This window comes from Streptomyces sp. NPDC051172, assembly GCF_040682555.1.
In the GTDB taxonomy this organism is placed as follows: domain Bacteria; phylum Actinomycetota; class Actinomycetes; order Streptomycetales; family Streptomycetaceae; genus Streptomyces.
Window position 1 is genome coordinate 1 of the sequence record NZ_JBFBBE010000123.1, and the last position, 26,251, is coordinate 26,251.

The 26,251-nt window shown below is 70.2% G+C and carries 18 protein-coding genes and 1 pseudogene; 8 read left to right on the forward strand and 11 right to left on the reverse strand.

Features of this window, described 5'->3' with window-relative positions; all coding sequences use genetic code 11:
* Positions 1-290: 290 nt before the first annotated feature.
* From AB0N07_RS41885 to AB0N07_RS41905, 5 genes are all read right to left on the reverse strand, one after another.
* Positions 291-1,703: a M1 family metallopeptidase gene (locus AB0N07_RS41885; protein WP_365844589.1), complete on the reverse strand. Its 1,413-nt coding sequence runs from the start codon at positions 1,701-1,703 to the stop codon at positions 291-293.
* Positions 1,700-5,659 carry a Pls/PosA family non-ribosomal peptide synthetase gene (locus tag AB0N07_RS41890; RefSeq protein ID WP_365844591.1) on the reverse strand — a complete coding sequence of 1,320 codons (3,960 nt, stop codon included), beginning with the start codon at positions 5,657-5,659 and terminating at the stop codon, positions 1,700-1,702. The genes AB0N07_RS41885 and AB0N07_RS41890 overlap by 4 nt, the downstream gene beginning before the upstream one ends.
* Positions 5,660-6,288: 629 nt before the next feature.
* Entirely contained in the window at positions 6,289-7,488 is a 1,200-nt protein-coding gene (rodA, locus tag AB0N07_RS41895) for a rod shape-determining protein RodA (protein WP_365844593.1), read from the reverse strand.
* 141 nt (positions 7,489-7,629) lie between these two features.
* Complete coding sequence (locus tag AB0N07_RS41900; RefSeq protein ID WP_365844595.1) at positions 7,630-8,838, reverse strand: hypothetical protein; 1,209 nt, start codon at positions 8,836-8,838, stop codon at positions 7,630-7,632.
* A gap of 297 nt (positions 8,839-9,135) precedes the next feature.
* A complete protein-coding gene (locus AB0N07_RS41905; protein WP_365844597.1) occupies positions 9,136-9,324 on the reverse strand; it encodes a hypothetical protein in 189 nt (62 codons plus the stop codon).
* 31 nt (positions 9,325-9,355) lie between these two features.
* Here AB0N07_RS41905 and AB0N07_RS41910 point away from each other — a divergent pair.
* Both AB0N07_RS41910 and AB0N07_RS41915 read left to right on the forward strand, forming a co-directional pair.
* A pseudogene (locus tag AB0N07_RS41910) lies at positions 9,356-10,531 on the forward strand (IS3 family transposase).
* A 64-nt stretch (positions 10,532-10,595) separates the two neighbouring features.
* Positions 10,596-11,138 carry a transposase gene (locus tag AB0N07_RS41915; RefSeq protein WP_365844620.1) on the forward strand — a complete coding sequence of 181 codons (543 nt, stop codon included), beginning with the start codon at positions 10,596-10,598 and terminating at the stop codon, positions 11,136-11,138.
* A 119-nt stretch (positions 11,139-11,257) separates the two neighbouring features.
* Here the strand turns inward: AB0N07_RS41915 and AB0N07_RS41920 are convergent, their stop codons facing one another.
* Together AB0N07_RS41920 and AB0N07_RS41925 are read right to left on the reverse strand one after the other, a co-directional pair.
* Positions 11,258-12,058 (reverse strand): hypothetical protein, encoded by an 801-nt coding sequence (locus tag AB0N07_RS41920; RefSeq protein ID WP_365844599.1) that lies wholly within the window; start codon positions 12,056-12,058, stop codon positions 11,258-11,260.
* Between the two features lie 84 nt (positions 12,059-12,142).
* A complete protein-coding gene (locus tag AB0N07_RS41925) occupies positions 12,143-12,775 on the reverse strand; it encodes an RNA polymerase sigma factor (RefSeq protein WP_365844602.1) in 633 nt (210 codons plus the stop codon).
* A 502-nt stretch (positions 12,776-13,277) separates the two neighbouring features.
* Between AB0N07_RS41925 and AB0N07_RS41930 the strand changes: the two genes are divergently transcribed.
* The 4 genes from AB0N07_RS41930 (at position 13,278) to AB0N07_RS41945 (ending at position 17,776) form a co-directional block, all read left to right on the forward strand.
* Positions 13,278-13,739: a DUF1877 family protein gene (locus tag AB0N07_RS41930; RefSeq protein WP_365844604.1), complete on the forward strand. Its 462-nt coding sequence runs from the start codon at positions 13,278-13,280 to the stop codon at positions 13,737-13,739.
* An 89-nt stretch (positions 13,740-13,828) separates the two neighbouring features.
* Complete coding sequence (locus AB0N07_RS41935) at positions 13,829-14,614, forward strand: hypothetical protein (RefSeq protein WP_365844606.1); 786 nt, start codon at positions 13,829-13,831, stop codon at positions 14,612-14,614.
* A gap of 112 nt (positions 14,615-14,726) precedes the next feature.
* Positions 14,727-16,991: a bifunctional polysaccharide deacetylase/glycosyltransferase family 2 protein gene (locus AB0N07_RS41940; protein ID WP_365844608.1), complete on the forward strand. Its 2,265-nt coding sequence runs from the start codon at positions 14,727-14,729 to the stop codon at positions 16,989-16,991.
* A gap of 356 nt (positions 16,992-17,347) precedes the next feature.
* On the forward strand, positions 17,348-17,776 hold the full coding sequence (locus AB0N07_RS41945; RefSeq protein ID WP_365844610.1) for a transposase: 429 nt from the start codon (positions 17,348-17,350) through the stop codon (positions 17,774-17,776).
* Between the two features lie 122 nt (positions 17,777-17,898).
* Here the strand turns inward: AB0N07_RS41945 and AB0N07_RS41950 are convergent, their stop codons facing one another.
* From AB0N07_RS41950 to AB0N07_RS41965, 4 genes are read right to left on the reverse strand one after another with little or no spacing between them, the layout of a single operon-like run.
* Positions 17,899-19,074, reverse strand: coding sequence for an NUDIX domain-containing protein (locus AB0N07_RS41950; protein WP_365844612.1), 1,176 nt, complete (start codon positions 19,072-19,074; stop codon positions 17,899-17,901).
* A gap of 19 nt (positions 19,075-19,093) precedes the next feature.
* Positions 19,094-19,465 carry a methyltransferase domain-containing protein gene (locus AB0N07_RS41955; RefSeq protein WP_365844622.1) on the reverse strand — a complete coding sequence of 124 codons (372 nt, stop codon included), beginning with the start codon at positions 19,463-19,465 and terminating at the stop codon, positions 19,094-19,096.
* Positions 19,374-21,017 (reverse strand): methyltransferase, FxLD system, encoded by a 1,644-nt coding sequence (gene fxlM / locus AB0N07_RS41960; protein WP_365844614.1) that lies wholly within the window; start codon positions 21,015-21,017, stop codon positions 19,374-19,376. Before fxlM ends, AB0N07_RS41955 begins: the two co-directional genes overlap by 92 nt.
* A gap of 20 nt (positions 21,018-21,037) precedes the next feature.
* On the reverse strand, positions 21,038-22,999 hold the full coding sequence (locus tag AB0N07_RS41965) for an ABC transporter ATP-binding protein (RefSeq protein ID WP_365844624.1): 1,962 nt from the start codon (positions 22,997-22,999) through the stop codon (positions 21,038-21,040).
* A 357-nt stretch (positions 23,000-23,356) separates the two neighbouring features.
* Here AB0N07_RS41965 and AB0N07_RS41970 point away from each other — a divergent pair, with 357 nt between their 5' ends.
* Positions 23,357-23,971 (forward strand): colicin immunity domain-containing protein, encoded by a 615-nt coding sequence (locus AB0N07_RS41970; protein ID WP_365844616.1) that lies wholly within the window; start codon positions 23,357-23,359, stop codon positions 23,969-23,971.
* A gap of 463 nt (positions 23,972-24,434) precedes the next feature.
* Positions 24,435-25,964, forward strand: a complete 1,530-nt coding sequence (locus AB0N07_RS41975) for an amino acid permease (protein WP_365844618.1) — start codon at positions 24,435-24,437, stop codon at positions 25,962-25,964.
* Positions 25,965-26,251: the final 287 nt, after the last annotated feature.

Consider the following 26,251-nt stretch of genomic DNA (forward strand, 5'->3'; position numbering starts at 1 on the left):
GCCAGGCGAGAGCGGCGATGTCCACACCGGACGCGGTGACCGTAGACCATGGCACCGACACCGCCCGCAGGGCTTTACACCGCCTCCACGACGTGTCGTCGATGCCGCCGCGGGCCCGGCGATCGTGGACTCGATCCGGTAGGCGCGTATACGAGCCACGAGTTGGAGGACTTGGGCCTTGCCGTCCGGGAAGGCCGTGCGGCTGAGATCGAGTGGCATGAAAACTCAGCCAGTAGTGGTCTGACGGAGGCGGCGGGCCGAGACGCCCTCGAGGGAGTTGACCAGCGTGGTCACGCCACGGTTGGCGGGCGCAGGGGCGGGAGGTGTTCGTCGTAGAGCCAGGCGTACAGGAGCGGCTCGATCTTCGACGGCGTGTAGCGACCGGCGTGGGCGATGAAGGCCGTGGTGTCGGCGCTGTTGCCGCGGTGGGCGTGGTGCCAGCCGCGCAGTATCGCGAAGAACCGCTCGTCGCCCAGAGCCAGGCGCAGTGCATGCAGGGTGCACGCGCCCCGGTCATAGAGGCGGTCGTCGAAGATGCGGTCCGGTCCGGGGGCGGCGATTCGCAGGCCCTTGGCCTTTTGCGCGAGGGTGTGCCAGGCCGCCCGGGCGATGGTGTCGGCCGAGTCCTCGCCGATGTGCTCCGACCACAGCCACTCCCCGTAGGTGGCGAAGCCTTCGTTGAGCCAGATGTCCCGCCAGTCGCGCACGCTCACGCTGTTGCCGTACCAGTGGTGGACGAGTTCGTGGGCGACCAGTGTCTCCCATGTCCGTTCGCCGTCGACGTGGTTGCGGCCGAACAGGGACACGGTCTGGTTCTCGACGGGCTGTTCCAGGTCGGCGTCCACGACGACCGCGCCGTACGTCTCGAAGGGATAGGACCCGAACCAGCCGGTGAACGCCTCGAACATCTCGGGCTGGCGAGCCAGGTCGTGCCGGGCCTGCCGGGAGAGACGGGCGGGGTAGGCGTTGCGGCCGACGAACCGGTGCCCGGTCGCGGTGTCCCGGGCCTGCCAGGTCTCCTGGACGAAACGGCCCGTGTACAGCGCGGCGAGGTAGGGAGCCATGGGCCCGGGGTGGTGGTACTTCCAGAACTCGGTGGTTCCCGTGCTGCTCTGCTCCAGGAGCATGCCGTTGGCCACAGCCTGGTGCCCCCGTGGCACGGTCACCCGGAAAGTGAATTCGGCCTTGTCGTCCGGCCGGTCGTTGCACGGGAACCACGACGGGGCGCCCAGCGGCTGGGAGGCCACCAGAGTGCCCCCATGGGCGTCGCCGGTGCGGTCCCAGCCGATCTGCCCGAACGGTGTGCGCACCGGCCCGGGCCGGCCGGCGTAGCCGATCTCCAGTGTGAACGGTGTGCCCGCCGTGATCGGGCGCGGTGTGGGCAGGATCAGCTTGTCCCCCTTGTGACCCGGACGCACCGAGACCCCGTCGACGTGGGCGTCGTGCACGCTCAGCCCGGCGAGGTCGAGGTGGACCTGCCGCAGCGGCCGCTCGGAGACCGCGTGGATGTGCGCCCGGCCGTCGAGCGTGGCGACGGCCGGGTCGTACGCCAGACGCAGGTCGTAGGCGAGGGTGCGGTGGGCGTAGCTGCCGTGGCCGGCGAAATAGCGTTCGGTTCTGAGTGCCGGGTCGTCCGTGGCCGTCGTCGCCAGGGTGGCCAGCGCCGCGCCGCGGATCAGCGCGCGTCGGCTGCACCACGTCATGCCGCCTCCCCTGGGGAGAAGCGGGCGGTGGCGCCGGGGGCGGAGACACCGGCGATGGGGTTGCCGGCCCAGTGGGTGCCGTCGGGCACCGCCTCACCGCGCATCACCAGGGAGGCCGCGGCGACGGACGCGCCGGTGCCGATCGTGGTGCCGGGCAGGGCGATGCTGTGCGGGCCGAGCGAGGCGCCGGCTGCCAGACGCACGGTGTCCATCCGCATGATCCGGTCGTGGAACAGGTGGGTCTGCAGAACGCATCCGCGGTTGACGCTGACCCCGTCGCCGAGGCTGACCAGATCGGTCTCCGGCAGCCAGTAGGTCTCGCACCACACCCCGCGCCCGATACGCGCGCCGAGGCTGCGCAGCCACCAGTTCAGCGCGGGGGTTCCCAGATGAGCGCCGGCGCCCCACGGCACGGCCAGCACTTCCACGAACGTGTCGAACAGTTCGTTGCGCCACACGAACGACGACCACAGGGGTCGCTCGACCGGCCGGAAGCGGCCCACGAGCAGCCACTTGGCGCCGGTCGTGGTCAGGCAGGCCACCACGGACGCGGCCAGGAGCAGCGGGGCGCAGACGAGCGCGGCCAGGGGAAGTCCACCGCGGTCCAGAGCCTCCTGTCCGGTGAGGAACAGGCACTCGGCCAGGAGTGTGCCGAGGATCATGGGCAGCAGACGGCAGATCTCCACGCTTGCCCGCGCCAGCACCAGCCGGCGCGGCGGGGTGAACGTCCGGGCCGGGTCGCCTGTGCCGGGCACGCGGGGCAATGGCATCGTGGGCCGTCCGATCCAGGACGTCCCGGGTTCGCAGTGCGCCGGGGCGTCGGACAGCACGCCCACCAGGGCGTGGTCGGCGACGTCGCGGCCGGGGCCGACGATGCCGGAGTTGCCGACGAAGGCCCGTCTGCCGATGCGCACAGGGCCCAACCGCAGCCATCCGTCGCCCAGTTCGAACGGTGCGACGAGCGTGTCGTCGGCGAGGAACGCCCCGTCGTCCACCTGGAGCAGGGACGGCAGCGGCAGCACGGTCGAGATCTCGGTGCCACGGCCGACGCGTGCGCCGAGCAGTCGCAGCCAGTGTGGTGTGGCGAGGCTCGCGTAGAGCGGGAACAGGCTGCTGCGGGCGCTGTCGAGCAGGCGCGACACCAGCCAGGCCCGCCAGGCCACGCCTCCGTCCGCGCGGTGCAGACCGGGCTTGAGCGAGCGGTTCAGCAGGCGTACGGAAAGCGCCGTGATCAGCATTCCGCACACCGTGGTCAGGATGGCGAACAGCGGTGCTGCGGCGAGCAGTTGCCCGGCTGCGTCCGACAGCGTCGGTGTGTCGCGCACCAACAGCCAGGTGAGGAACAGTGCCGGGGCCGCCGCGAGCAGGGACAGCAACGGCAGCAGCAGCGTGAGGGACAGCGCGTACGCCAGGTGCCAACGGCGTCGGCGGTCCACCGGCCGTGCGGGCCAGCCACAGGCCGCGAGGCGGTCGGCGGGCTCGGTCGGCCGGGCAGGCGAACCGGTCCAGACCTGGCCGTCGGGGATCCGGCCGTCCAGGCAGCCACCGGCGGTCAGTTCGGCACCGCGTCCCAGGACCGCGCCCGGCAGCAGCGTGCTGCGGTGGCCCACCCGGGCGCCCGCGCCGATGGAGACCCTGCCGACGTGCAGCGTGTCACCGCCCAGCCACCAGCCCGCGATGTCGGCCCCGGGCTCGACACTGCATCCGTCGCCCAGCTCGGCCAGGCCGGTCACCGGGGGCATGGTGTGCAGCTGTACGTCGCGTCCGGTCCGGCAGCCGAGGAGCCGGGCGTACCGAGCGGCCCACGGGGTGCCGATCAGGGCGGGAACGCCGAAGGCCGCCACCGCTCGTTCCGCGGTCCACAGCCGGAGATGGACGTGTCCGCCGCGCGGATGCGCGCCTGGAGTGACACAGGCCGTCAGCGCACGGGCGAGGCCCGCACCGATCAGGCAGCGCAGCGGTGCGCTGAACAGCACTGCCCAGCCCACCAGGACCAGCCACCACGACGTGTGCGGGGCCCAGCGCTGCGGGGCGACCCAGCCGAGCACGTTGTCCGCCGAAGCCAGGCCGACCAGACCGCGCAGTCCGGTGATCCCGTAACCGGCCAGGACGACGAGGAACTGGACGACAGCGGTCCACCGGGGCACCGGCCGGACGGGTCGTGCCTCTGGCACGGAGCCGGCCACGGAGTCGAGATGGTCGGCCATGCTCTGAAGCACGGGGTGTCGGTAGAGGTCGGCCACGGAGAGACCCGGATGGTCCGCGCGCAGTATCGAGGCCATCCGGGCGGCGGCCAGGCTGCTGCCGCCGAGGTCCACGAAATGACTGTCCGGGCCGGGCCGCAGGCCCAGCAATTGCTCCCACACGTCCGCCAGCCGTGCGGCCGTCCCGTGCAGCCGGTGCGCCGTGTCACCGCGGTCGGCGTCGGCAAGGGGAACGGGCCAGGGCAGCGCATGCCGGTCGACCTTGCCGGACGCACGGGTGGGCAGGTCCGTCACCTCGGCCAGGAGCGGTACCAGTGGTGCGGGCAGCCGCTCGCTCAGCAGTGCCCTGGCCTTACCGGTCTCGAAGGCGGAGTGCCCGTCGGGGGTACGTTGCGGGAGGATGTAGCCGACCAGAACCTGGGTCCCGGCCGCGGTCGACTGCACGGCCGCGGCTGCCCCGCGCACGCCCGGCAGGGCGAGGAGGGCCGCGTCGATCTCACCGAGTTCGATACGGCGTCCGCCGACCTTGACCTGGTCGTCGACGCGTCCGAGGAACACCAGTCCCTCGGGGTCGGCGCGCACCAGGTCGCCCGAGTGGTAGGCACGTGGCGAGTTCAGTGCCGGGCACGGCCGGAACTGCTCCGCGTCCTTGGCGTGGTCGAGGTAGCGTGCGGTGCCGGCGCCGGCGATGACCAGTTCGCCCTGCGCCCCGGGGGCCACCGGTTCCCCGGTCTCGTCCACCACCGCCAACTCCCAGCCGTCCAGCGGCAGTCCGATGCGCACCGGCTGTCCGGGCGCCAGCCGGGCGGCACAGGCCACGACGGTGGTCTCCGTGGGGCCGTAGGTGTTCCACATCTCCCGCCCGGGCCCGGCGAACCGTTCGACGAGGCCGGGCGGGCAGGCCTCACCGCCGAGGATCAGCAACCGCACCGGGCTGAGCGACTCCTGGGGCCACATGGCCAGCAGCGTGGGGACGGTGGAGACCGCGGTGATGCCACGCTTTTCGAGCCACGGGCCCAACTCGTGACCGGCCCGTACCAGGGCCCGTTCGGCCGGTACCAGGCAGGCGCCGGAGCGCCACGCCAGCCACATCTCCTCGCAGGAGGCGTCGAAGGCGACAGACAGTCCCGCCAGCACCCGGTCTCCGGGGCCGAGCGGCCGGCCGCGCAGGAACAGTCCGGCTTCGGCGTCCACGAAGGCGGCGGCGGACCGGTGGGTGACGGCCACGCCCTTCGGTGCGCCGGTCGAACCGGACGTGAAGATGATCCAGGCGTCGTCCTCGGGGGCGGGCTCCGAGCCCACCGCCGCCCCGGACGGCACCGCCAGGTCCGCGGCCTGCGGGTGCGGCCCCATGACGTGGCACACGCCGGCCTCGCGCAACACCGTGGCGGCACGCTCCTCGGGGTCGTCGGCGTCGACCGGGACGTAGGCCGCGCCGCAGTGCAGTACGGCGAGGATCGACAGATACAGTTCGGCGGTGCCCGACGGCACCCGTACGCCGACCCGGTCGCCCGGGCCGATTCCCCGCTCGGCGAGCAGCCGTGCGCGGCTGCGGGCCTCGGCGCGCAGCTCACGGTAGGACAGCACCTCGGCGCCCGTGTCCAGGGCGGGTGTGTCCGGGTACAGGGCTGCGGTGGCCCGCAGGATGTCGACGAGGGTGCGCGGCGGTGCGGCGGCCGCGGAGCGGAAGAGAGCCCTGTCTCCGGGATGCTCGGGCAACGGCGGGGACGCATCGAGTGCGGTCGATGTCAAGGTCGTGCCTCTGGCTTTGGGTGCCGACGGGCTTCAAGCCCATTACGGTCCGTCAGAGGCCCTTTTCCGCCTGGGGCGTTCACCAACTCTGTGCAATTGATTTACTGCCTGCCCATGGGCAGAAGTTGATGAACTGTAGACCCGGATCATGTCGTTCCGGTCGCCATGTGCACACTATTTACGAGCCCGGAAAGAAATCAATAAGAGCATTGTTTGAGTTTAGTCAGAGCGGAGACTTTCGGCTGTGAATATGTTCGGGCTCTGGTTCGGTCCGGTCGATGTGGCGTCCGGGGCGTCGTTGACGGTGCTGCCGGTACTGCGCAGGATCGTGACTTGCATGGCCGGTCAGTCGCACCGGTACCCCCGGGACCTCCCGCCGTGCGACGCATTTGTAGATAAGCTCAGTCCAGGGCGGCCGAAGACTGCAATAGCGGCGATGTCCTGTACGGCGTGGCGATCTCAGCGTCGGCGCCTGCGCGAACGTGCTGCCGGAATGGCCGTGTTGCTGCTATTGCTCCGTGCACGCAGAAACATGCCGCATCCGAGGCAGGATCGCCGGACACCTCCACGTTGACTGTGACGTTGGCAAAGCGCACGTAGGGCCCCTGGCAAGGACTCGGCACTGGCAACTATGCCCGCACGGGCCGCTGGACCTTTATCGACTGAAGAAGCCCTACGACTACCCACACGGCGAACATGGATGAGCCGCCGTAGGAGACGAACGGCAGCGGGATGCCTGCCACCGGCATGATGCCGAGCGCCATGCCGATGTTCTCGAAGGACTGGAAGGAGAACCAGGCGACGATCCCGGCGGCGACGATTGTGCTGTACAGCTCGGACGACTCGCGCGCGATCCGGCAGGCCCGCCACAGGATGACCCCGATCAGGGCGATGATCAGGATGCCGCCGGCGAAGCCCAACTCCTCGCCGGCGACCGTGAAGACGAAGTCGGTCTGCTGCTCGGGGACGAACTGCCCGGTGGTCTGCGTCCCGTGGAAGAGCCCCTGCCCGGTCAGCCCGCCGGAGCCGACGGCGATCCGGGCCTGGTTGGTGTTGTAGCCGACGCCCGAGGGGTCGAGGTTCGGGTCGGCGAAGGCCGCGAACCGGTTGATCTGGTATGCGTCCAGCAGATGGAGCTGCCACACCGCGACCGCCCCCAGGACCCCGACGGTGAGCAGCCCGAAGATCCACCGCATGGACGCGCCCGAAGCGAGCAGCACGCCGAGGATCGTGACGGTCATGACCATCGTCGAGCCAAGGTCCGGCATCATCATCACGACCATGATCGGTACGGCGGCCAGCCCCAGCGCCTGGATCACGGTGCGGCTGTCGGGGTACGGCCGGTCGCCCGCGTCGACCTGGGCCGACAGCAGCATCGCCATGCCCAGCACGATCGAGACCTTCACGAACTCCGAGGGCTGTAGTGAGAATCCGCCGCCGAGCACGATCCAGTTGCGGTTGCCGTTGATGGTCGCGCCGAGCGGGGTTAGCACGGCCAGCACGCCCACGAGGGACAGGCCGTAGAGGACCGGCACCGCGTTGCGCAGGGCGCGGTTGCCCAGCCACAGGGTGCCGATCATCAGGGCCAGCCCGATACCGAGGTTCATCAGGTGTCGGACCAGGAAGTAGTACGGGTCTCCCTGGTTGATCGTCGTGCGGTTGCGGGTCGCGGAGAGGACGAGCAGCGAGCCGATGCACGACAACCCGAGCGCCGACAGCAGTATCGGCCAGTCCAGCCGGCGCACCGTGGAGTCCCGGGCGAACAGCCGCTTCCATCGGGACCGTTCGGGCCCGTACCCCCACGCGGAGAAGCTCTTCACGCTGGTCATGTCAGCCGCCTCCGGCGCTTCGGGCTGTCCGTGCCGGAATCATAGCTGCGTGGTTGCGCAAGTCAGCAAATCCAAGAACCGCGGTATGTCGCTCTCAATGTCCCGATCTTGACACGCCACCCCCTGCGCCCCGGCTTCCGACTACTCGGACCGCCCGGCCGACACCATCTCGAACCGCTTCGGGAGCCGATGGACGTTACCGAAGACCCTTGCCGGATCGGCGATCGCGTCGGCAGCGGACCCTGGAAGTTCCTCCTGTGCGCACCAGCGTTGCGGGAGGAGCAGGACGCCGGCCGTGAGCAGCAGCACGGTCCACAGTCGCAGGGTCCCGAGCAGGGACGCGTCGGCGATGACACCCGGCGCCAGATGCAGGCCCGTGAAGGCGGTCAGGGACCACACCGGGGCGGGGTGTTGAAGGCCCAGGAGTTCCCAGCACAGCGTGCCGAGGAGCAGGCCCGCGGTGTAGTAGTCGTAAACGCCCGGGTCCAGCACGATCCGGGCGCCGACCCCCAGCAGCAGCACCGACGGCCAGCGGCGTCGCACGACCGCGAGCACGCCCAGGGCGCAGCCCAGGAAGAGCTGCGCCATGCGGTCCCACGAGGGCGTCCCGGCCGTGGTGACGCCGAGCGCGCGCAGGGCGGAGGAGGGCTCGTTGACGATGGCGTACTGCGCGGCGGTGAGAGTGCCCGGGTCGGCGATCACGAAGGGCAGCCAGGCGAGCAGGAGGGTGGCGGCCGCGTAGACGGCGACGTGCCGCCGCCGAATCCGGGGCGCGGCGAGAACCAGCGGCAGGAAGGCCAGTGCCCAGGGCTTGGAGTCGGCGGCCAGACCCAGGCACAGCCCCGCCAGCGCCGGGCTGTCCGCAATCAGGGCCCGGACCGCCAGCACGGCGAAGAGCAGCGCCAGCACGTCGTCGAGGTGGCCGTAGTGCACGGACAGCGACTCCCACACGACGACGAACACGCCCCCGCCCACAAGCACGGTCCGCCGCAGGGCGGTCGGCCGTCGCAGCAGGCCCGGGCGCGCGAGCACCGCGCAACGCTCCAGGGTGTGCAGCACCAGCAGGCCGATGGCTGTCATCGCCAGCTGGCCCGCCACCATCCCGTTGTCCGGCCCGATCGAGCGCAGCACCTGGGCGCCGATGAAGGCGACCGGACCTATCTGGAGGCTCGGATAGTTCGCGTAGAGGTGCAGGCCGCCCGCCGGGCTCGCGCCGGAACCGTTGAACAGCAGCGCACTGCCGTGGGCGAAGTAGTGCCACGAGTAGCCGCCGCCCGGCATGTACGCGAGCAGCCACACCAGCGCCCACAGCCCGAGCGCCCATCGGTGCCAGGTGCCTCGCAACGACACGTCCCCGTCACCCCTTCAGCGGATCGCTTGTGTGCGGACGCTTCAGAGGGAAGGACGTTCCTCCCGACCAGCCGGGTTCCCATCGTTTGGTGTGGGTTTGCTGTGAACTGGACCGCCGTATGCTCCGAGCAGGCCACTTCTCTGCTGGCCGCCCGGACTGAACGAGGCCGCGCGACCGGCTGCTTCGACCCGCGCTGCATGCGGGAGTTGGAGCGGCCGGAGATCGCGGGCGAGTTCCAGGCGGCTCTGGGGCTGTACTGCGGGTACTGCGGTCTTGCGTTGCGGTCCCCGCCTCGGTCAGGACACCTTGACGATCACCGTGGGGGAGTGCGTCGTGCCGGACGTCGACACCCGCAGGTGCTGCGTGCCCTTGATGGTGAGCTTGGCGGTCAGCGCGTAGGTGTGGCCCTTCGTCAGCGTGGTGTGCGGACTCAGCGTGGTCCACTTGCCGTGGGCCCTCCACCTTGATCGTGGACACCTCGACACTGGATCTTGAGTCCAGGGAGAGGAGTCCCAGGTGGGGACCTACAAGTACTCGGCGGAGTTCCGGGCCGACGCGGTGGCGTTGGCCCGTTCGTCGGGCCGGCCCGTCTCGCGCGTTGCCGCCGAGCTGGGTGTGAACCACGAGACGCTGCGGCAGTGGATCAAGACGGCGGAGAAGGCTGAGCGGCCCGAGGCGGTTGCGGAGTCGGCGAAGGACGCGGAGATCGCGGCCTTGCGCAAGCAGGTGCGCGAGCTGGAGATGGAACGTGACATCCTGCGCCGGGCGGCCAAGTATTTTGCGGGCGAGACGAACTGGTGAGCCGCTTCGAGTTCGTTGCCGACCACCGCGGCGCCTACGGCGTGAAGCGGCTGTGCACCGTGTTGAACCTGTCGAGGTCCGGGTTCTACCGGTGGCTGAAGACGGCCCCGGCCCGCGCCGCGAAACAGGCCGCGGACGCCGCACTCACCCGACGGATACGCAAGGTCCACGCAGAGTCCGGAAAGACGTACGGGGCCAAGCGGATCACCGCCGAGCTCCGCGCGGGCGGTGTGGTCGTCAACCGCAAGCGCGTCGAACGGCTCATGCGCCAACACTCCATCCAGGGAAGGAGGTTGAAGCGTCGACACCGAACCACCATTCCGGACCCCGCCTCCCAGGCGGTGCCCGATCTGCTGCGGCGCAACTTCACCGCATCCGACCCCAACCGGGCCTGGGTCGGCGATATCACCTATCTGCCCATCGCCAGCGGCAAGTTCCTGTATCTGGCCACCGTCATCGACGTGTACTCCCGTCGCCTGCTGGGCTGGTCGATGGCCGATCACATGCGGGCCGAACTCGTCACCGACGCGCTGAAGGCAGCCGTCCGCACGCGCGGCGGCCGGGTGGACGACGTAGTCTTCCACAGCGATCACGGGGCTCACCCAGTACGGGTCGAAGGCGTTCGCCGACGCCTGCCACCGGGCCGGTATCCGCCGGTCCATGGGAGCGGTCGGCACCTCCGCGGACAACGCCGCCGCGGAGTCGTTCTTCGCCTCGCTCAAGCGGGAGGTCCTGCCCGACCGGCGCGGCTGGCCGACCGAACGAGCCGCCCGGCTCGCAGTCTTCCGCTGGCTCGGCTTCCACAACCACCGGCGCAGACACTCCACGATCGGCTACCTCGCGCCGGTCGCCTTCGAACAGAGATCAACTACGCTGGCCATCGCTGTATGACAACCGGTGTCCACGGTCAGGGTGGAAGCCCCCCCGTGGCCGGACCCCGCTGCTGCGGCACCGCCTGAACTGGAAGCGGGCGTCGATGGCCGGGGCCCTGGGCTACCACTCCGCCGACCCCGAACGCGGAGTCCGCTTGTGCCTCCACCTCAAGCCCGCCAGCTACGACACCGCCGCCCTCATCGAAGTCCTCGAACAGATGAAGGCGTTCTACCGCGGCGAGAAAGTGGTGCTGGTCTGGGACGGCCTGTCGGCGCATTGGAGCCGGGCGATGCGCGCCTGGGCCGCCGAGCAGGACTGGCTCACTCTGGAGCGATATCCCGCCTACGCGCCCGAGCTGAACCCGGTGGAACTGCTGTGGTCCTCGCTGAAGAAACGTGAACTCGCCAACCTCGCCGGCGACCACCTCGCCGATGTCGCCGACGCCACCGAACACGGCATCCACCGCATCAACCACAACCCACAACTGCCCTTGTCCTTTCTCGCCCACACCGACCTGACCATTCACCCAGCACACCCACCGAACTTACGAAAAGATCAGGTAGGAGTGGGATCGAATCCGTGCCGGGTGGTGCGCGGCGCTGCGGCGTGGCGCTGTTGTGCCTGATCAGCGCCACGCGGCTTCGATCCCGATCCGGCTCATGCTGCCCGTGTCGGGCAGTCCGTTCACGCATCACGCACGCATGTGTGCCCTCGACGAACGCTTCTCGGATGCCATGGCAGGGGCTACTTGTGCTTCCCGCCGCCCTGGCCGCTCGTCCGGCCGTCCCCGCCCGTCTTGGCCGTGCCGCCGGACGTGCCCTTGTCGGAGGAGGTGCCGGTCCAGCCTGTCGCGCCGTTGCCGGAGCCTGCGGATTCCTTGCCGGATTTGCCCGTGTCGGCTGACCTGCTCGGCGTCGCCGTCGCCCGCTTCAGCTGCTCGGAGCAGTAGTCGGCCACCCCGGCCTTGCTGCCGGCCGCCGCCACGAGCTGCTGCCAGACCTTCGTGTCGAGCGCCTTGCCCCGGCCTTGGACCTGCTCGTAGGCGCGGCAGTGGGCTTCGGTGTCCTGGGCGGAGGCCGGCCTGTCCGTGGGACGCGGGCCGCCGGAGGGCGTCGACGAGGCCGCATCGCCCGGCCGGTCCGGAGCGGGGGCCGACGGGTGCGCCGTCTCGCTGCCGCCGCTGGAGTCGTTTGACGATGAGCCGACGTAACCGACGGCCGCGACCGCGACACCGCCCAGGGTGAGGCTGGCGAACGCCACGCCGAACGTCAGCTTCAGCGGGCGCCGGGCACGTCGCTCCTCGGGAGGTCGCCAGTCGTCCCGGCGCCGGGTGCGTGCGCGGTGCGGACCCGCGGCATGGGCGGCGCGGAAGGCGGCCACCGCCTGCTGTTCGGCCCGGGGATCGGGATCGCCTTGGCGGATGGCTGCGGCCAGGACCGTTTCCAGGGCGCCGGCGTCACGCGCGCCCCAAGGGGCGGACGCGGTGCCGCCGGGCTGCGCATGTTGACGGCCCGGTACTCCGCCGCCGCTCAGCCGTTCACCCATGTCCGCTTCCGCTCCTGTCCGACAGGGTCGATTCGTCCGGCGCGGCATGTGCTGATGCCCCGTCCGCCGGACCGCTGTCGTCGTTCATCTCGATTTCCCCAGCGTGCGGGAAGCAGCATCCGTCACTTCCTCGTCCCCCTCGCCGCCGATCCCGAGCTGGTGGGCGAGGCGTTTCAGGCCCCGGTGGGCGGCGGTGCGCACCGCTCCCGGGCGCTTGCCGAGGACGCGTGCGGCGGCGGGACCGTCCAGGCCGACGACGACCCGCAGGAGGACGGCCTCAGCCTGGTCCTGGGGCAGGCCGCGGACCAGTTCCAGGGCCCGTTCGGTGGAGAGGGACTCCAGCGCCTGCTCATGGGTACTGTGCGGACTGGGCAGGTGCAGTACGTCCTGTTCGGTCCCGCCTGCCCGGGGCCGTACGCGCTGGCGGCGCAGATGGTCCAGGGCCCGGTGCCGGGCGATGGTCGCGGTCCAGCCGCGAAAGCCCGCGCCGTCGCCCTTGAAGCGCCCGAAGTTGCGGGCTATCTCCAGCCAGGCGTCGGAGGCCACGTCCTCCGCGTCGTCGCCGACGATGCCGCGCAGGTAGCCGAGCAGGCCGGGCTGGACGATCCGGTAGGCGACCGCGAAGGCGGTCTCGTCGCCGTCCTGGGCCCGTGCGACCGCCGCGCCCAGTTCCCCGTCGCGCGCCTGTCCGCGTCGGGTTTGCCGTACCTGGCCCAAGATCGTCCTCGTTCACGCGGGTTCGTAGCGATCGCTGCTGTCCGCCGCGCTCCGGTCGCAGCGACGCCCCCAGGATGTTCAGCGTCCGCCATCACGGAAGTGTCACAACGCATCAGGCGTCCTCCACGTTCTCGCCGGTGCCCCCGTGTCCCGGCCGCTGGAACCGGCGCACATATGCGTGTACGACGGAGCATCGCCGGTGCGGTCCGGGGCCGGGTGACGTTTCGTGCGGCCCGTGCGCTGGGGGGATACCGGGTTCGCTGCCGGGCAGTCCAAGGGTGACCGCTCCGCCGACGCCAGCGCCGCAGCCCATCCCGGACCTCTCTTCGCGCCGTTCGTGACTCCCCCCGTGGGCGGCGCGGAGAGGGATGGGGGCCGGGGCCTCGACCACTGCACGGGGTCCCGGCCCTGAGGCACCCCCATGGGACCGGCGGCGTCCGATCCGTTCCCCGGTTCCGTCCGCCCGCGTAATGCCCAGGCGCCCCCGTGCGCTCCTTCTGGCATGAGTGCGTACCTCCGTCTGCGCGCGGTGCCGCCCCCGGGACTGCGCAACAGCGCGATATGGCTGGAGCGGCTTTTCGAGGGCGACGCGGAGACCGTCCGGCGCTGCCGAGACCAAGAGCGCATCTACACCGGCGCTCCTCCCTGCCCCCTTGCCCGGAGCCAGCCCAGGATCCAGGTGGTGCTCGGCGGCCTGCCGGTCTTCCGTGCCGACCGTTACAAGACGCCGCTTCTGGTGTTGACGGCGGCCCAGGCCCGCCAGGTGGCCGGGTTTCTCGCGACGGCCGACTTCGAGGAGCTGTGGGATGCCGTCCGGGACGAACTGCTGCCGCGCTATGGCGGCGTGATCGCGGAACCCGAGACGCGGAGGGCCTTCTCGGCGGCGCACCAGGGACTGAGGGCCTTCTACGCACGCACGGCCGAGTGCGGAGACGCGGTGGTGAAGTGGCCGTCCGAGGCGTGAGTTGTGCGTGAGGTGTAACAGTTCCGACCCGCCGCGCTCTGTCCATGCGGAAGGCCGCGTCCGTCGGCCGGGACAAGAGGACACGACTCGTGCAGTGGACGAACGGAAACGGCGGAGCGTACGGCGAGGATCCGTACGGCGATGCCGGGTACGCGTATGCCTACGGCCACGAGGGGTACGGCCACAACGGATACGCCGACGAGGGCTACGGCCATGAGGGGTACCGAGGCGACACGGCCACGGTGACCTGGGACCCGACGCAGCCGGTGCAGTGGGCGCAGCCGCATCTGACGGCGTGGGACACGGCCGGCGGTCCCGCGTGGGACGCCGCTCACGGCGACGTCCTCACCGTGCCCGCCCCGGAGACCGACACACAGCCCGACCCCTTCGTGTCGGTGCCGGCATCGGAGTCCGAGCCGCACTCGCCCACACCGCAGGGCGAGCAGGCTCGGCCGGTCTTCGTGGATGCCTCGGGGCGACGCCAGCGCCTCGTGCGGCGTACCGCCCGGCTGCTGGTGGTCCCCGCCGGCGGTTATGTCGCCCTGCTGATCAGCACGATGCTGGGCGGCCCCGGCATCAGCGCCCCGTTCGTCCCGCAGTCGGACGCCGCGCACCGGGCGACGCCCCGCGTGACCGCCTCCGACTCCCCGTCCGCCCCGAGCCGCTCAGCAGGGAGCGTGAACTCCGCCGCAGGGCACGCCGACTCCCGCCCAACGGCTCAGCGGACCTCCACGCCCATCCGGCCGACAGCCTCGACCGCCCCCGCGACCGCCGCGCCCACCGGGACCACTTCCTCGACGGCCGCCGCCAGTCCGACCCCGACCTCCTCCTCCCGGGGGCGTGCCCTCGGGACCTCCCACAAGCCCGTGAAGTGACCCCAAGGCCCTGACGTGACCGATCGACGCCGTACCGCTCCCGCCCGCCGCCGCGGCCGTACCCGCCAGACCACCCCCCCGCACCCACTGGCTGCTGCTGAGCGTGCTCGGGGTGACCCTGTCGACGACCCTTCTGCTCCAGGGCTACACCCACCACATGCTCGGGATCACCTCGGACGACGTGACCGGTGCCCGCGGCCGCAGCGGGGCGGTGCCCGCCCAGGTGACCGACGGCGGCCCGGTGATCGCGAACGCCGCGGGCGCCGTGCACACCGCCCGGCCCCAGGACCGCACGATCGCCCTCACCTTCGACGACGGGCCCGACCCCGTTTGGACACCGCGCGTCCTCGACGTGCTGCGCCGCAACCACGTTCTGGCGACCTTCTTCGTCGTCGGAACCCAGGTCGTGGCCCATCCCGAACTGGTCCGCCGGATCGTCGCCGACGGCCACCAGATCGGCATCCACACCTTCACCCATCCCGACCTCTCCACCCTCGCCCCGTGGCAGCGCTCCCTGGAACTGCGCGAGACCCAGCTGGCGGTGGCCGGCGCGGCCGGGGTCACCACCGCACTGCTGAGACCGCCGTACTCCTCGCAGAACGACGCGCTGACCGACGCCGACTGGTCCGTCCTCAAACAGGCCGACACGGCGGGCTACGTCACGGTGCTCTCCACCCAGGACGCCGAGGACTGGCAGCGTCCCGGCGTCGCCCGCATCCTCGCCAACGCCACCCCGCACGGACACGCCGGGCAGATCCTGCTGATGCACGACGCCGGCGGTGACCGCTCCCAGACCGTCACCGCGCTGAACACCCTGATACCCCGGCTCAAGGCGCAGGGCTTCCGGTTCGCGACGGTCGGCGCCGCCGTCGGCATGGCCGGCCCCGTGCAGCCGGCCGGCCTCGGCGACCACCTCCAGGGGATCGCCCTCGTCAACGCGTTGAAGGCCGGCGACTGGATCGTGTGGCTGCTGGGCGTGCTGATGTACGCGGCCGGAGTGATCAGTGTGCTGCGCGCGGTGGTCGTGGTGATCACGGCCCGCCGGCACCGGCGGCTGCGCAGGGCAGGATGCCGGGGCGGGTCCTGGGGGCCGCCGGTGACCGAACCCGTCAGCGTCATCGTCCCCGCGTACAACGAGAGTGCCGGGATCGAGGCGGCCGTACGCTCACTCCTCGCCTCGGACCACCCGGTGGAGATCATCGTGGTGGACGACGGTTCCACCGACGGTACCGCCGACCTGGTCGAGTCGCTCCGGCTGCCGGGGGTGCGGGTGATCCGGCAGGAGAACGCGGGCAAGCCCGCCGCCCTCAACACCGGCCTCGCCGCCGCCACTTGTGACCTGGTGGTCATGGTCGACGGCGACACGGTCTTCGAGCCGGGTACCGTCCGCACCATCGTGCAGCCCTTCGCCGCCCCCCGCGTAGGCGCCGTCTCGGGCAACGCCAAGGTCGTCAACCGGGGTGGCCTGCTGGGCCGTTGGCAGCACATCGAGTACGTGGTCGGCTTCAACCTCGACCGCCGTCTCTTCGACCTCGCCGAGTGCATGCCGACCGTGCCGGGGGCGGTGGGCGCGTTCCGCCGCCGGGCACTGCTGGGCCTCGGCGGCGTCAGCGACGTCACCCTCGCCGAGGACACCGACCTCACCATGGCGCTGTGCCGGGCCGGCTGGCGCGTGGTCTACGAGGAGGGCGCGGTGGCCTGGACGGAGGCACCCGCATCCCTGAACGCCCTGTGGCGCCAGCGGTACCGCTGGTGCTACGGCACCCTCCAGGCGATGTGGAAACACCGCGGCGCAATGGTCCAGCGCGGCGCCGCCGGCAAACTGGGCCGCCGCGGCCTGGTCTACCTCCTCCTCTTCCAGATCCTGCTGCCCCTGCTCGCCCCGGTCGTGGACATCTTCGCCGTGTACGGCCTGGTCTTCCTGGACCCGATCCGGATCACCGGCCTGTGGCTCGGCTTCCTCCTCCTGCAACTCGGCATGGGCCTGTACGCGTTCCGCCTGGACGGAGAACGCCCCGGCCCGCTGTGGAGCTTGCCGCTCCAGCAGTTCGTCTACCGGCAGCTCATGTACCTGGTGGTCATCCAGTCCGTCTTCACCGCCGTGACCGGATCCCGCCTGCGCTGGCAGCGCATGGAGCGCTACGGCAGCCTCCAGGCTCCTACGGGAACGCAACCCTCCCGGGGCGGCGACGCCACGGGTGCCGTGCAGCCGGAACCGTACGCGACCGCTCGGCAGTCGCATCCGTACGAGGCGGTCACCGATGCCGGACCGTACACAGCCGCCCCGGGACCCGAAGCGCACGAGGCTCGACCGCAGTCCTGGTCATACGCTGCCCCTCCTCAGCCCGCGCCCCACGACACCACCCGCTGGTACTGAGAGTTGTGCCCGTGCGATGAGAAGCCCTGCAGGTGCGAGCTTGCGGGGCTTCCGAACAGGTGGGTTACAAGGTCGAAGCCGGCGCCGATTCACTCGGTTGTCCTCTTGTGGGCCACCCGGAGCGAGCACACAGCGACGGCACGCGTTATGCGGCCGATGCGCAACACGCGGTGCCGTCTGTTCCCGGCCGACTTCGGCCGAGGACAGCACCGGCCTCGCTGGAATTCCCACTCGACGAATCCGTCTGCGGTGAACACCGCAGCGCACCCGTTGAACGTCAAATGGGGATCAACTGGGTTTGATCCGCTTTGACGGACATCCGAGATCAGGGGTTCTGACCCGGGAGGATGTCCATCATGGAGAGCATGGGGAAGAAGAAGCCACGCCCTCGCCGCTCGCTCACGCCGGAGTTCAAGGCCGAGACCGTCGAGCTGTGCCGACGCGGTGACCGCTCGGTCGGCCAGATCGCCAAGGACTTCGACCTGACGGAGACGGCAGTGCGGCTGTGGGTCAGCCAGGCCGAAGTCGACGCAGGCGAACGCGACGGACTGACCCGCAGCGAACGCGAGGAACCGGCTGCACTGCGGCGGGAGAACCGCCGGCTACGCGAGGACGTCGAGGTCCTCAAGCAGGCGCTCACCCTGCAGGCTCCTCGGGTGCGTCGACGACGTAGGCCCGGGCATCACGATGAGCCTGCAGCCCTTCGGCTGGTTGGTCTCGGCAAAGGGTTAGCCAGTCCGGGGCGAGCGATCGGGAGAGGACCAGCCCGGATCGCAGGCGGGTGATGCCTTCGGCATCGGCGGGCGTGGCACGGCGTGGAGTGGTCACGGGATCGGTCCTGTTGAATCAGCGATGGGTGAGGCGGTAGGGGGTTCACCGGGCGGGTCCTGCCCAGTGAGGGCTGGGATCACGCGGAGGCGGTCGTGTGCGGGTCGGTGATGGGCGAGAAGCGGGCCGGGGCGTGGTCGATCGGGAGGTCCGGGCGCCAGGCTGTGAGGATCTGCGCACTGCACTCGAACAGGTCCGGCGGCAGGGCATCCAGCCCCCACCAGCGCCAGTCTCCGACACTCTCGCCAGGCTGGTCGGCCGGCTCGCCTTGCCAGTGGGTGACGAGCGCGCCGAAGGTGATGCGGACGACGTCGCCAACCTGGTCGAGGAGCAGGCCGAGAAGACGGACGTCGGCTGGGTCGGCGCACAGACCGGTCTCCTCGGCGAGTTCGCGCACGACTGTCTCTTGCAGTGACTCGCCCGGCTCCACGGTCCCGCCGGGCAGCTCCCGTGTGCCCAGCCGGTGTCGGCCAAGGAGGAGGCCCTGGGGTCCGAGCAGTACGGCCCCGACGCCGACGGCCGCGTGGGCGACGGGTGGTTCCGCGGTGCGGGGACGGGCGGTGATCCGGGCCGGCCGGTGGACCTGGAACAGTCGGTAGGAAGCGTGGTTTTTCTTCTCCGGCGTGTCGAGGACGGTGATGCCCTGCACGCGGAACCCGTAGTGCACGAGCAGGTCTTCCCACAACTCGGGTGTGAGGACCCACATGTGCACGGTGAGATCGTCGCCGTCGGCCAGGCGCAGGATCTCCGGGCGTGGGGTGACGGTCGAGGTGGGGCCGTCGCCATCGGAGTTGGTGTGCAGCACGGTGAAGTACAGCCGTCCGCCCGGTTTGACGGCGGTGGCCAGGGCGGGCAGGAGCCGGTGCGGGTCGAGGAAGTGGAAGGTGCTGAGGGAGTAGATCACGTCGTACGGGGCTGTCGTGCCCAGGTACTCGACAGCGTCGGCGTGCACCAGCCGCAGGTCTGGTACCTCGGGGTAGCGGGCACGCGCTCTCTTGATCTGGCTGAGGGAAGCATCGACGCCGTCCACCTGCGCTCCGTGGGTGCGGGCCAGGTGGGCGGCGTGCCGACCAGGGCCGCAGCCGATGTCCAGGACCCGCAGGCCCCCGATGTCCCCGAGGATGGCGTCCCCCGGCCCGCTTGCTGCAGGGCCCCAGATGATCTGGCCCACTTCCGGCAGGGGAGTAGCGCGCTCCAGGTGGTGCTTTCCATAGGTGTCCCAGGCGAGGCGGGTCTGATGTTCGATGTCCAACACGTTGACCTCCGTGCTGAGTTCAGGGGTGGAGTGCATAGCAGCGCAGCACGTCGAGATCGGCGGTGCGTACGACGGGCCAGCCCGCGGTGAGGATTTCGGCCTCGGCGGGTGTGATCCCGAGGTGCCTGTACGGATCGTTCTCTTTGCGACGGCCGGCGAGTTCGGTGACGACCCAGAAGGTCCCGTCAGGCGGCAGGACCTGTCGGACGCGGTCGAGGAAGGTCGCCTTGTCGTCGATCCACCGATAGACCAGGCGGCAGGTGACGACCGCATACGCGGCATCCGGCAGGACGCTGAGGTCATCGGAGACGAAGTCCATCAGGTACCAGGCCGGCCCGTCGCCCTGCTGAGTGTTGCGGGCTGCGGCGATGGCGCTGGGCGCGAAGTCGATGCAATGGTGCGGTAACCGTGCTGGTGAAGGTGGGGGCGAGAGAACCCTCGCCGGTGCCGATGTCGAGAGCCGGTCGTCCGCGGCCCGGCGTGACGTGGTCGGCCAGCAGCGCGGCCTCGGTGCTGGTGACCTCACGATACCGGCGTCCGCCGGCCCAGAGCGGCTCCCAGTAGTCGGCGGTGGCCGGTGCGTTCAGCACTCGGCTGCTTTGCGAGTGGGCAAGACAGCAGGGATCTTGGTCCTGGGCATTGGCAAGGGCTGAGAGAAGGTGCAGCACCAGAGCAGGCGCTGCTTCGCCGGGAACGACGGGCCAGTCGATCTTGATCCGCGTGTGCTTCTTATGGAACACGTGCAGGCCGTCGGTATAGGCGCTTGCCGGTCTGGTGGCCTTCTTGGGTTGGACCGTGATGTGCGGGCAGGGTGCGGCGCGGTGGTTGCGCTGCCAGTGCTGGACGTGCTCGGCCATTTCTGTGGCCGCCAGGTGACCGGCTGGTCCGTGGCCGTGGATGACGAACTCGTATAGGCCTTCGCCGCTTTCGCCGTCTCCGATCCGCTCGTATGCCAGACGGGCGAGTGACGTCCCACGCACGATGGCCGCGCCGGGCCAGTGCGGGGGTGGGGGGCTGATGAGGCCGGTGTGGCGGTCCGGGTCGACGGACAGGCGGCAGAAGCCGGGGAGCGCGCCGGCCAGAAACAGGGTGAGGGAGTCGAAGCGTTCCTCACCCCCGACGGTGACGTGCGTGCGGACCGTGGAGGGCGCCATGTCGAAGGCCGGGGCCAGCTGGTCGACGGGCGTCGGCGTTCCGTCCTCGAAGGCAAGGCGGATGCCGCAGCCTGGGATGGTGCGTAGATTCGGTTCCCATGTGCAGGCGCCCTGCATGGGAACGAAGCCGCACACGGTGAGCGGCTCCTTACTGACGAGCGCACCGTCGCGTTTGGTGAAACCGATGGACCACACGTACTGGTGGAGGCGCAGTGGGGCGACGAGGCGTCCGCCCTCCGCAACCATGGTGATCCACGGCAGACCCCAGGTGTCGACCGTGACGATCACCGCATCGAAGCCGCCATCGGGAATGGCCTCGGGGGGTAGATGCTCTGCGTCCGCGGTCAGGACACGGACACGGTCGTATCCGGTGGCGCGGAGGAAGCGGGTGGCGCGGTCGGTGACGTCAGGGTCGATGTCGACGGTGGTGACCTGGCCGGTCCGGCCGACCAGTTCGGCGATCAAGGCGGCGTTGCAACCGCCTGAGCCGACCTCCAGGACATGGTGGCCAGGCCGGAGTCGGACCGATTCGAGCATGACGGCCTGGAGCCACGGTGCGCTGACGGAGCTGCTGATGCGGCCGTCGGACGTGTGGCGTGTGGGGATGATGTCATCGGCGTACGCGGCCTGCACGGGCACTTCCGGTGCGAAAGCATGGCGGGGAACCCTGCGCAGGGCGGCCTCGACAGCGGCGGTGCGCACGTGGCCGGCCGCGAGGAGCTGATCGACGAGCGGGTGCCGCAGTGCACTGGGATCGTGTCCCTGCGCGGTAGCGGGAGGAGTCGTCACCCTGGGGCCTTTCGAGCGGGTCATGCGGGATCTGCGATGGTGGGGGAGCCGGGCCGGGGGATGGTGCCCGCGGGGGCGTACTGGGCGGCTTGCGCGTCGAACATCGAGGCGTAGCGGCCTTGAGCGGCCATGAGTTCGTCGTGGCTGCCGTGTTCGACGAGCCGTCCGTGGTGCAGGACGTAAATGCGGTCGGCATGGCGGACGCCGGACATGCGGTGGGTGACCAGGACGACGGCCCGGTTCGGGGCGGCGAGCCGGCGGATGCGGTCGAAGGCGGCGATCTCCGCCTCCGGGTCGAGGGCGGAGGTGGGCTCGTCCACGATGAGCACGCCGTCGGCATCCCAGGTGGAGCTGCGCCAGTGGGTCCGGGCGAGGCCGATCTTCTGCCACTCGCCGCCGGACAGTTCGCTCGCGCCGCGGAACATCCGGGCCAGCAGGGTGCGTAGCCCGTCGGGAAGCTTTGCGATGACCTGTCCGGCACCCGCGTAGTCCACGGAAGGCTGGAGGTGCTCGGGGCCGGCCGCCAGGGCGGGCCGGCCGATCCGGATGTTCAACGCCGCTGTCACGGGCCAGCGTTGGAAGTCCTGGGTGAGCAGTGAGACGCGCTCGAATACCTCGGAGCGGTCCAGGGAGGCGATGTCGGCCTCACCCCATAACACCGACCCGCTCTGCGGCAGCAACAGGCCCGAGACCACCTTCATCAGAGTGCTCTTGCCGGAGCCGTTCTCGCCGACCACGGCGGTGACCGAGCCCATGGGCAGCGTGAGGGAGACCTCGTCCAGGGCGGGGGCTTCCCGGTCCGGGTACCGGTAGCTCACTTTCTCCAAGACGACCTGCCTCACCCGCGCCGGGATGGGGTCGCCCCCGCTGGGGATGGTGCGCCGTGCCGCCTCGTCCAGGAAGCGGGCGTGGTCGCGGACGTAGAGCGACTCCTCGTGCAGTTGGTTGACGTTCATCACCAGCGCGCCCAGGCTCGCCGAGCCGGATCGGACGGCGATGACGGCGGTCCCGGCCACGGCCAGACTCATGTGCCCGCTCATGATCAGCCAGAACATGGCCGCGTACGTCGCCGCCATGGCGAGTCCGGACAGCGCGGCGGCCACCCACTCGGTGACGGCTTTGCCGGTGGCCAGCCGCTCCTGCTCGGCCTCGGCGCTCTCGGCCATCCGCTCGTAGCGGCTGAGCAGGAACGGCCCGACGGCGTGGATGCGCACCTCCTGGGCGGCGGTGCGCTCGGTGAGCAGGTTGCCGATGAGACGGCTGGCCCGCACGTGCTCGACCCAGGTCATGACCGACACGTACCGTTCCTGCGCCACCCGCATCGCGCCCCAGCCGCGCGGCGCCGCGATCAGGATCAGCATCGGCAGAAGGACCGGGTGGAGGATGGTGAGCACGCCCGCCGTGGAGATCAGGGAGATGGTCCCGTTCAGCGCGGCGACGCAGGCACTGATCATGCGCCGGGCGGACCCGGCGCCGTACTGGGCGACGTCGATCAGCCGCCGGAACTCCGGGTCCTCGATGGCCTCCAGTTCGACCGACGCGGCGGCGGCCAGGTACTGGGTCGTCGCGATCCGCTCGACCAACGGCTCCAACCGGCCCGCCCGCGAGGTGGACCATCCGGCCAGGCCCGAATTGACCACGGCTGCCCCGCCAGCGGCGAGCAGTCCGGGCAGAACTGCGTGCAGCCGCTGCCCGGGGGTGCCGGAGCCGAGCAGCGCGTGCATGACGGCGTTGACCGCGAGCAGCCCGATGGCTGCGGCGAGACCCTGTCCGATCTCGCTCATCGCGACCGTGAGCAGCGCGCGGCGGTCCGCCTGCCACGCCATCCGCAAGGTCGCCCCGACGAGCCTGGGCATGGAGCGCAGAGCCGACACCATCGTCAAGTCCAGCCGGGCACGCTCATGTTCCGACCAGCCCAAGTCATAGCGCAAAGGACCGCCGAAAAGCTCCTGCTCGGCGTCGGAGACCTCCGGCTCGGCCATCCGCACCCGCCCGAAGAACCTCTTCACAGCACGCCTCCTGCCCCGGGCCGGCTCAGCGCCCGGAAAGCCGGCGTGGGCAGCCACCGCGTCATGGTGAGCATGATCCGCACAGAGGCCCCGCGGCTGGACTCGTCTCGGTACGAGCCCTCCTCACTCCGGGCCACGTTATGGGGGGTCGCAGGTGCTGGTGTCCTGGCTGAAGTCACAAGGTCCCCCTTGATGGTTGTGTGGCTGCTCCTGCGGCTCAACGAGCGGGTCGGAATTTCGAACACATGTGTTTCGGTCGTGTTGGCAACCCTGGGATTGAGCGCGCGCCGGAGCTTGTGGGTTGCATCGACCCTTGCGGCCCCTGGGCCTGTGACCGAAGTGGTGGTGGCCAAAACGCCGAGCGTGCCGATGTTCGGGTGCTCGGGGATGGAGCGTGATCTAGCAGAAGCGGGCGAGCAGAGTGCCGGATCCAGGGAACGGCGGGCGACCGCGGGTATCAGGAGAAGCGGGCAATCGCAGGCTCGGTGTGAACCGCAACAAGGTGCTGGCCCTCGCGAGGTCTTCGGGAGTGTCGATCGCCAATCCTTCGTCCGCGACGCCGAGCATCCGTACGTCGTGGCCATGTTCGATGAAGCGCAGCATCTCCACGCCTTCGGTGCGTTCCAGCGGCCCCTGAGGGAGATGCCGGAACGTGTTGAGGGCCGTTCGGGTGAAGCCGTAGAGACCGAGCTGACGCAGGTACCGCCGTCGGTCACCGCGCGGGTAGGGGATCGGCTGCCGGGAGAAAATGAGGGCGTTGAACGCCGCAACGCCATGGATGCCGGAGAGCGGGTGAGCGACACGATCGCCACCGCGCTGGACACGGTCTTCCACGCGCTGGAGGACTACACCATCGACCCGGGTCTCCGAGACGAGGACGATCTCACCGATGAGGAACTCCGCCAGCATGTGGCGGACGCTCTGCGCCAGCTTGGCGATCTGTGATGAGACCGGAGACTGAAGGACCTCTTGGGGACCGCCTTCTCGCCTGGGCAACAACGCTCCCCTGGAGCACGTCAACCGCATCAAGACCAGGAACCAGGATGCCGTGCTGATCTACCTCACCACGCCGCCTGAGGGCTGCGGAGAGGTTCCTGCCGATGCACGTGGCCCAACGACTGCGGCTCAGTTCCGTGCCCGCAGGGACTTCGAGCGCTTGTGCCACTGGCTGGCGCGTGTGCAGGGGCCTGTGGGGGACGTCCGTGACTGCCGCTTGAAAGGCGACGCGGTGTCGACCACGCCATGCTCGGCATCGCCCGATTCCACAACCGGACCTCCCCAAGACCATTGCACGGAACCCGTGCCTTCCGGCAGCGGCCGCCCTTCCCGGGCGGCGGACCCTCGATGATCTCCGACGCGCCACGGTCCCGTACCTGCCCCAGGCGACCGTGGAGCCATCATGGGAACCGTGAGGATCCTCAGAAGCCATCCTCCCGAGGTGCCCGGCGACGACAGCAACGACCTGGCACGGTTCGGCTACCGCCAGGAGCTGCAGCGTTCACTGGGACCGCTGTCCAGTTTCGCCGCGAGTTTCAGCTACATCTCGGTCCTGACCGGAGTATTCCAGCTCTTCGGCTTCGGCTTCGCCGCCGGCGGGCCGGCGTTCGTCTGGACCTGGCCTCTGGTGTTCCTCGGGCAACTCGCCGTCGCCCTGTGCTTCGCCGAGATGGCCGGGCAGTTCCCGCTGGCCGGCTCGGTGTACCAGTGGTCCAAGCACCTCGCCCGGCCCCTCACCTCGTGGCTGGCTGGCTGGATCATGGCCGGCGGCGCGGTGGTGACCGCAGCCGCCGTCGCGGTCGCCTACCAGGTCGTCCTGCCGCAGATCTCGACGGCGTTCCAGATCCTCGGCAGCCCCGCCGACGCGGGCGTGACCAACACCCGCGGCGGTGCCGAGAACGCCATCGTGCTCGCTCTCGGCCTGGTGGTCTTCACCACCGTGGTCAACATCAGCGGCGTCCGGCTGATGGCGAGGATCAACGACTTCGGCGTGCTGGTCGAGCTGGTCGCCGTGACTCTGCTCATCGCCATGCTGGCCCTGCACGTCAAACGGGGACCGCAGGTCGTCCTGCAGACCAACGGCACCGGTGCCGGCCACTCCTCGGGCTATGTCGGCGCCTTCCTGGTCGCCTCTCTCGCGAGCGCATACGTCTTCTACGGCTTCGACACCGCAGGATCGCTGGCGGAGGAGACGAAAGACTCCAGACGCCACGCGCCCCGCGCCATCCTGCGGGCGCTCGTTGCGGCGTTCGCCGCCGGCGCGCTGCTGATGGTGGTCGCGGTGATGGCGGTCGGCGACATCAAGGCCCGGGAACTGGGCAACCTGGGCATGCCCTACCTCGTCAAGTCCACACTCGGCACCGGGCTCGGCAAAGCCTTCCTGGTGTGCGTGGCGATCGCCGTCACCGTCTGCTGCCTGGCCGTACAGACCGCGGCCATCCGGCTGCTGTTCTCCATGGCCCGCGACGACCGACTGCCCTTCAGCCGGGTCATCGCCCAGGTGTCCCCGCATTCCAGGACCCCCCTGGCACCAGCCTTCCTCACCTGCCTGTTGACCATCGCACTGCTGGTGGTCAACCTCGGCAACCGGCACCTGTTCTACACGCTGACCTCGGCCGGCATCGTACTGTTCTACGTCCCCTATCTGCTGGTCACCGGCCCCATGCTGGTGCGCCGACTGCGCGGCACCTGGCCGCGTGCCGACCACGGGCCGTACTTCTCACTGGGCCGCTGGGGGCTCTCCGTGAACCTCTTCGCCGTGCTGTACGGCACGGCCATGACCGTGAACATGGCCTGGCCGCGGGCCGCGGTGTACCCCGGTGACCACTGGTACTACCGGTGGGGCGCCCTGTTCTTCCCCGCCGTCATCACCGTCGTCGGCGGGGCCCTCTACCTTGTCCGCCGCCGCGCCTGCCGCACGGCGCGTCGAGCCGGTCCGTGAGCGGTGGCGGTGGGTCCGTGGCGGATGCGCCGGTGGGCAGGAGGTCTCATCCGGCGCCCGGGTGGTGGTAGAACTCGACGGGATCGGGCGGCAGGGGCGTGTTGCCGAGGATCATGTCGGCGGACTTCTCCGTTGGTCACATATGGCATCGCGGAGGCGTCCACGACGTACAGTCCCGCCAGGCCGTGCACCTCAACACCGTTGCGTTTGAGTCTTGAGCCGCAGGTCAAGCCCGGGTGAATGACGCAACGGGACGTCCTGATAGATCAACTTGTTGTCGAGGCAAG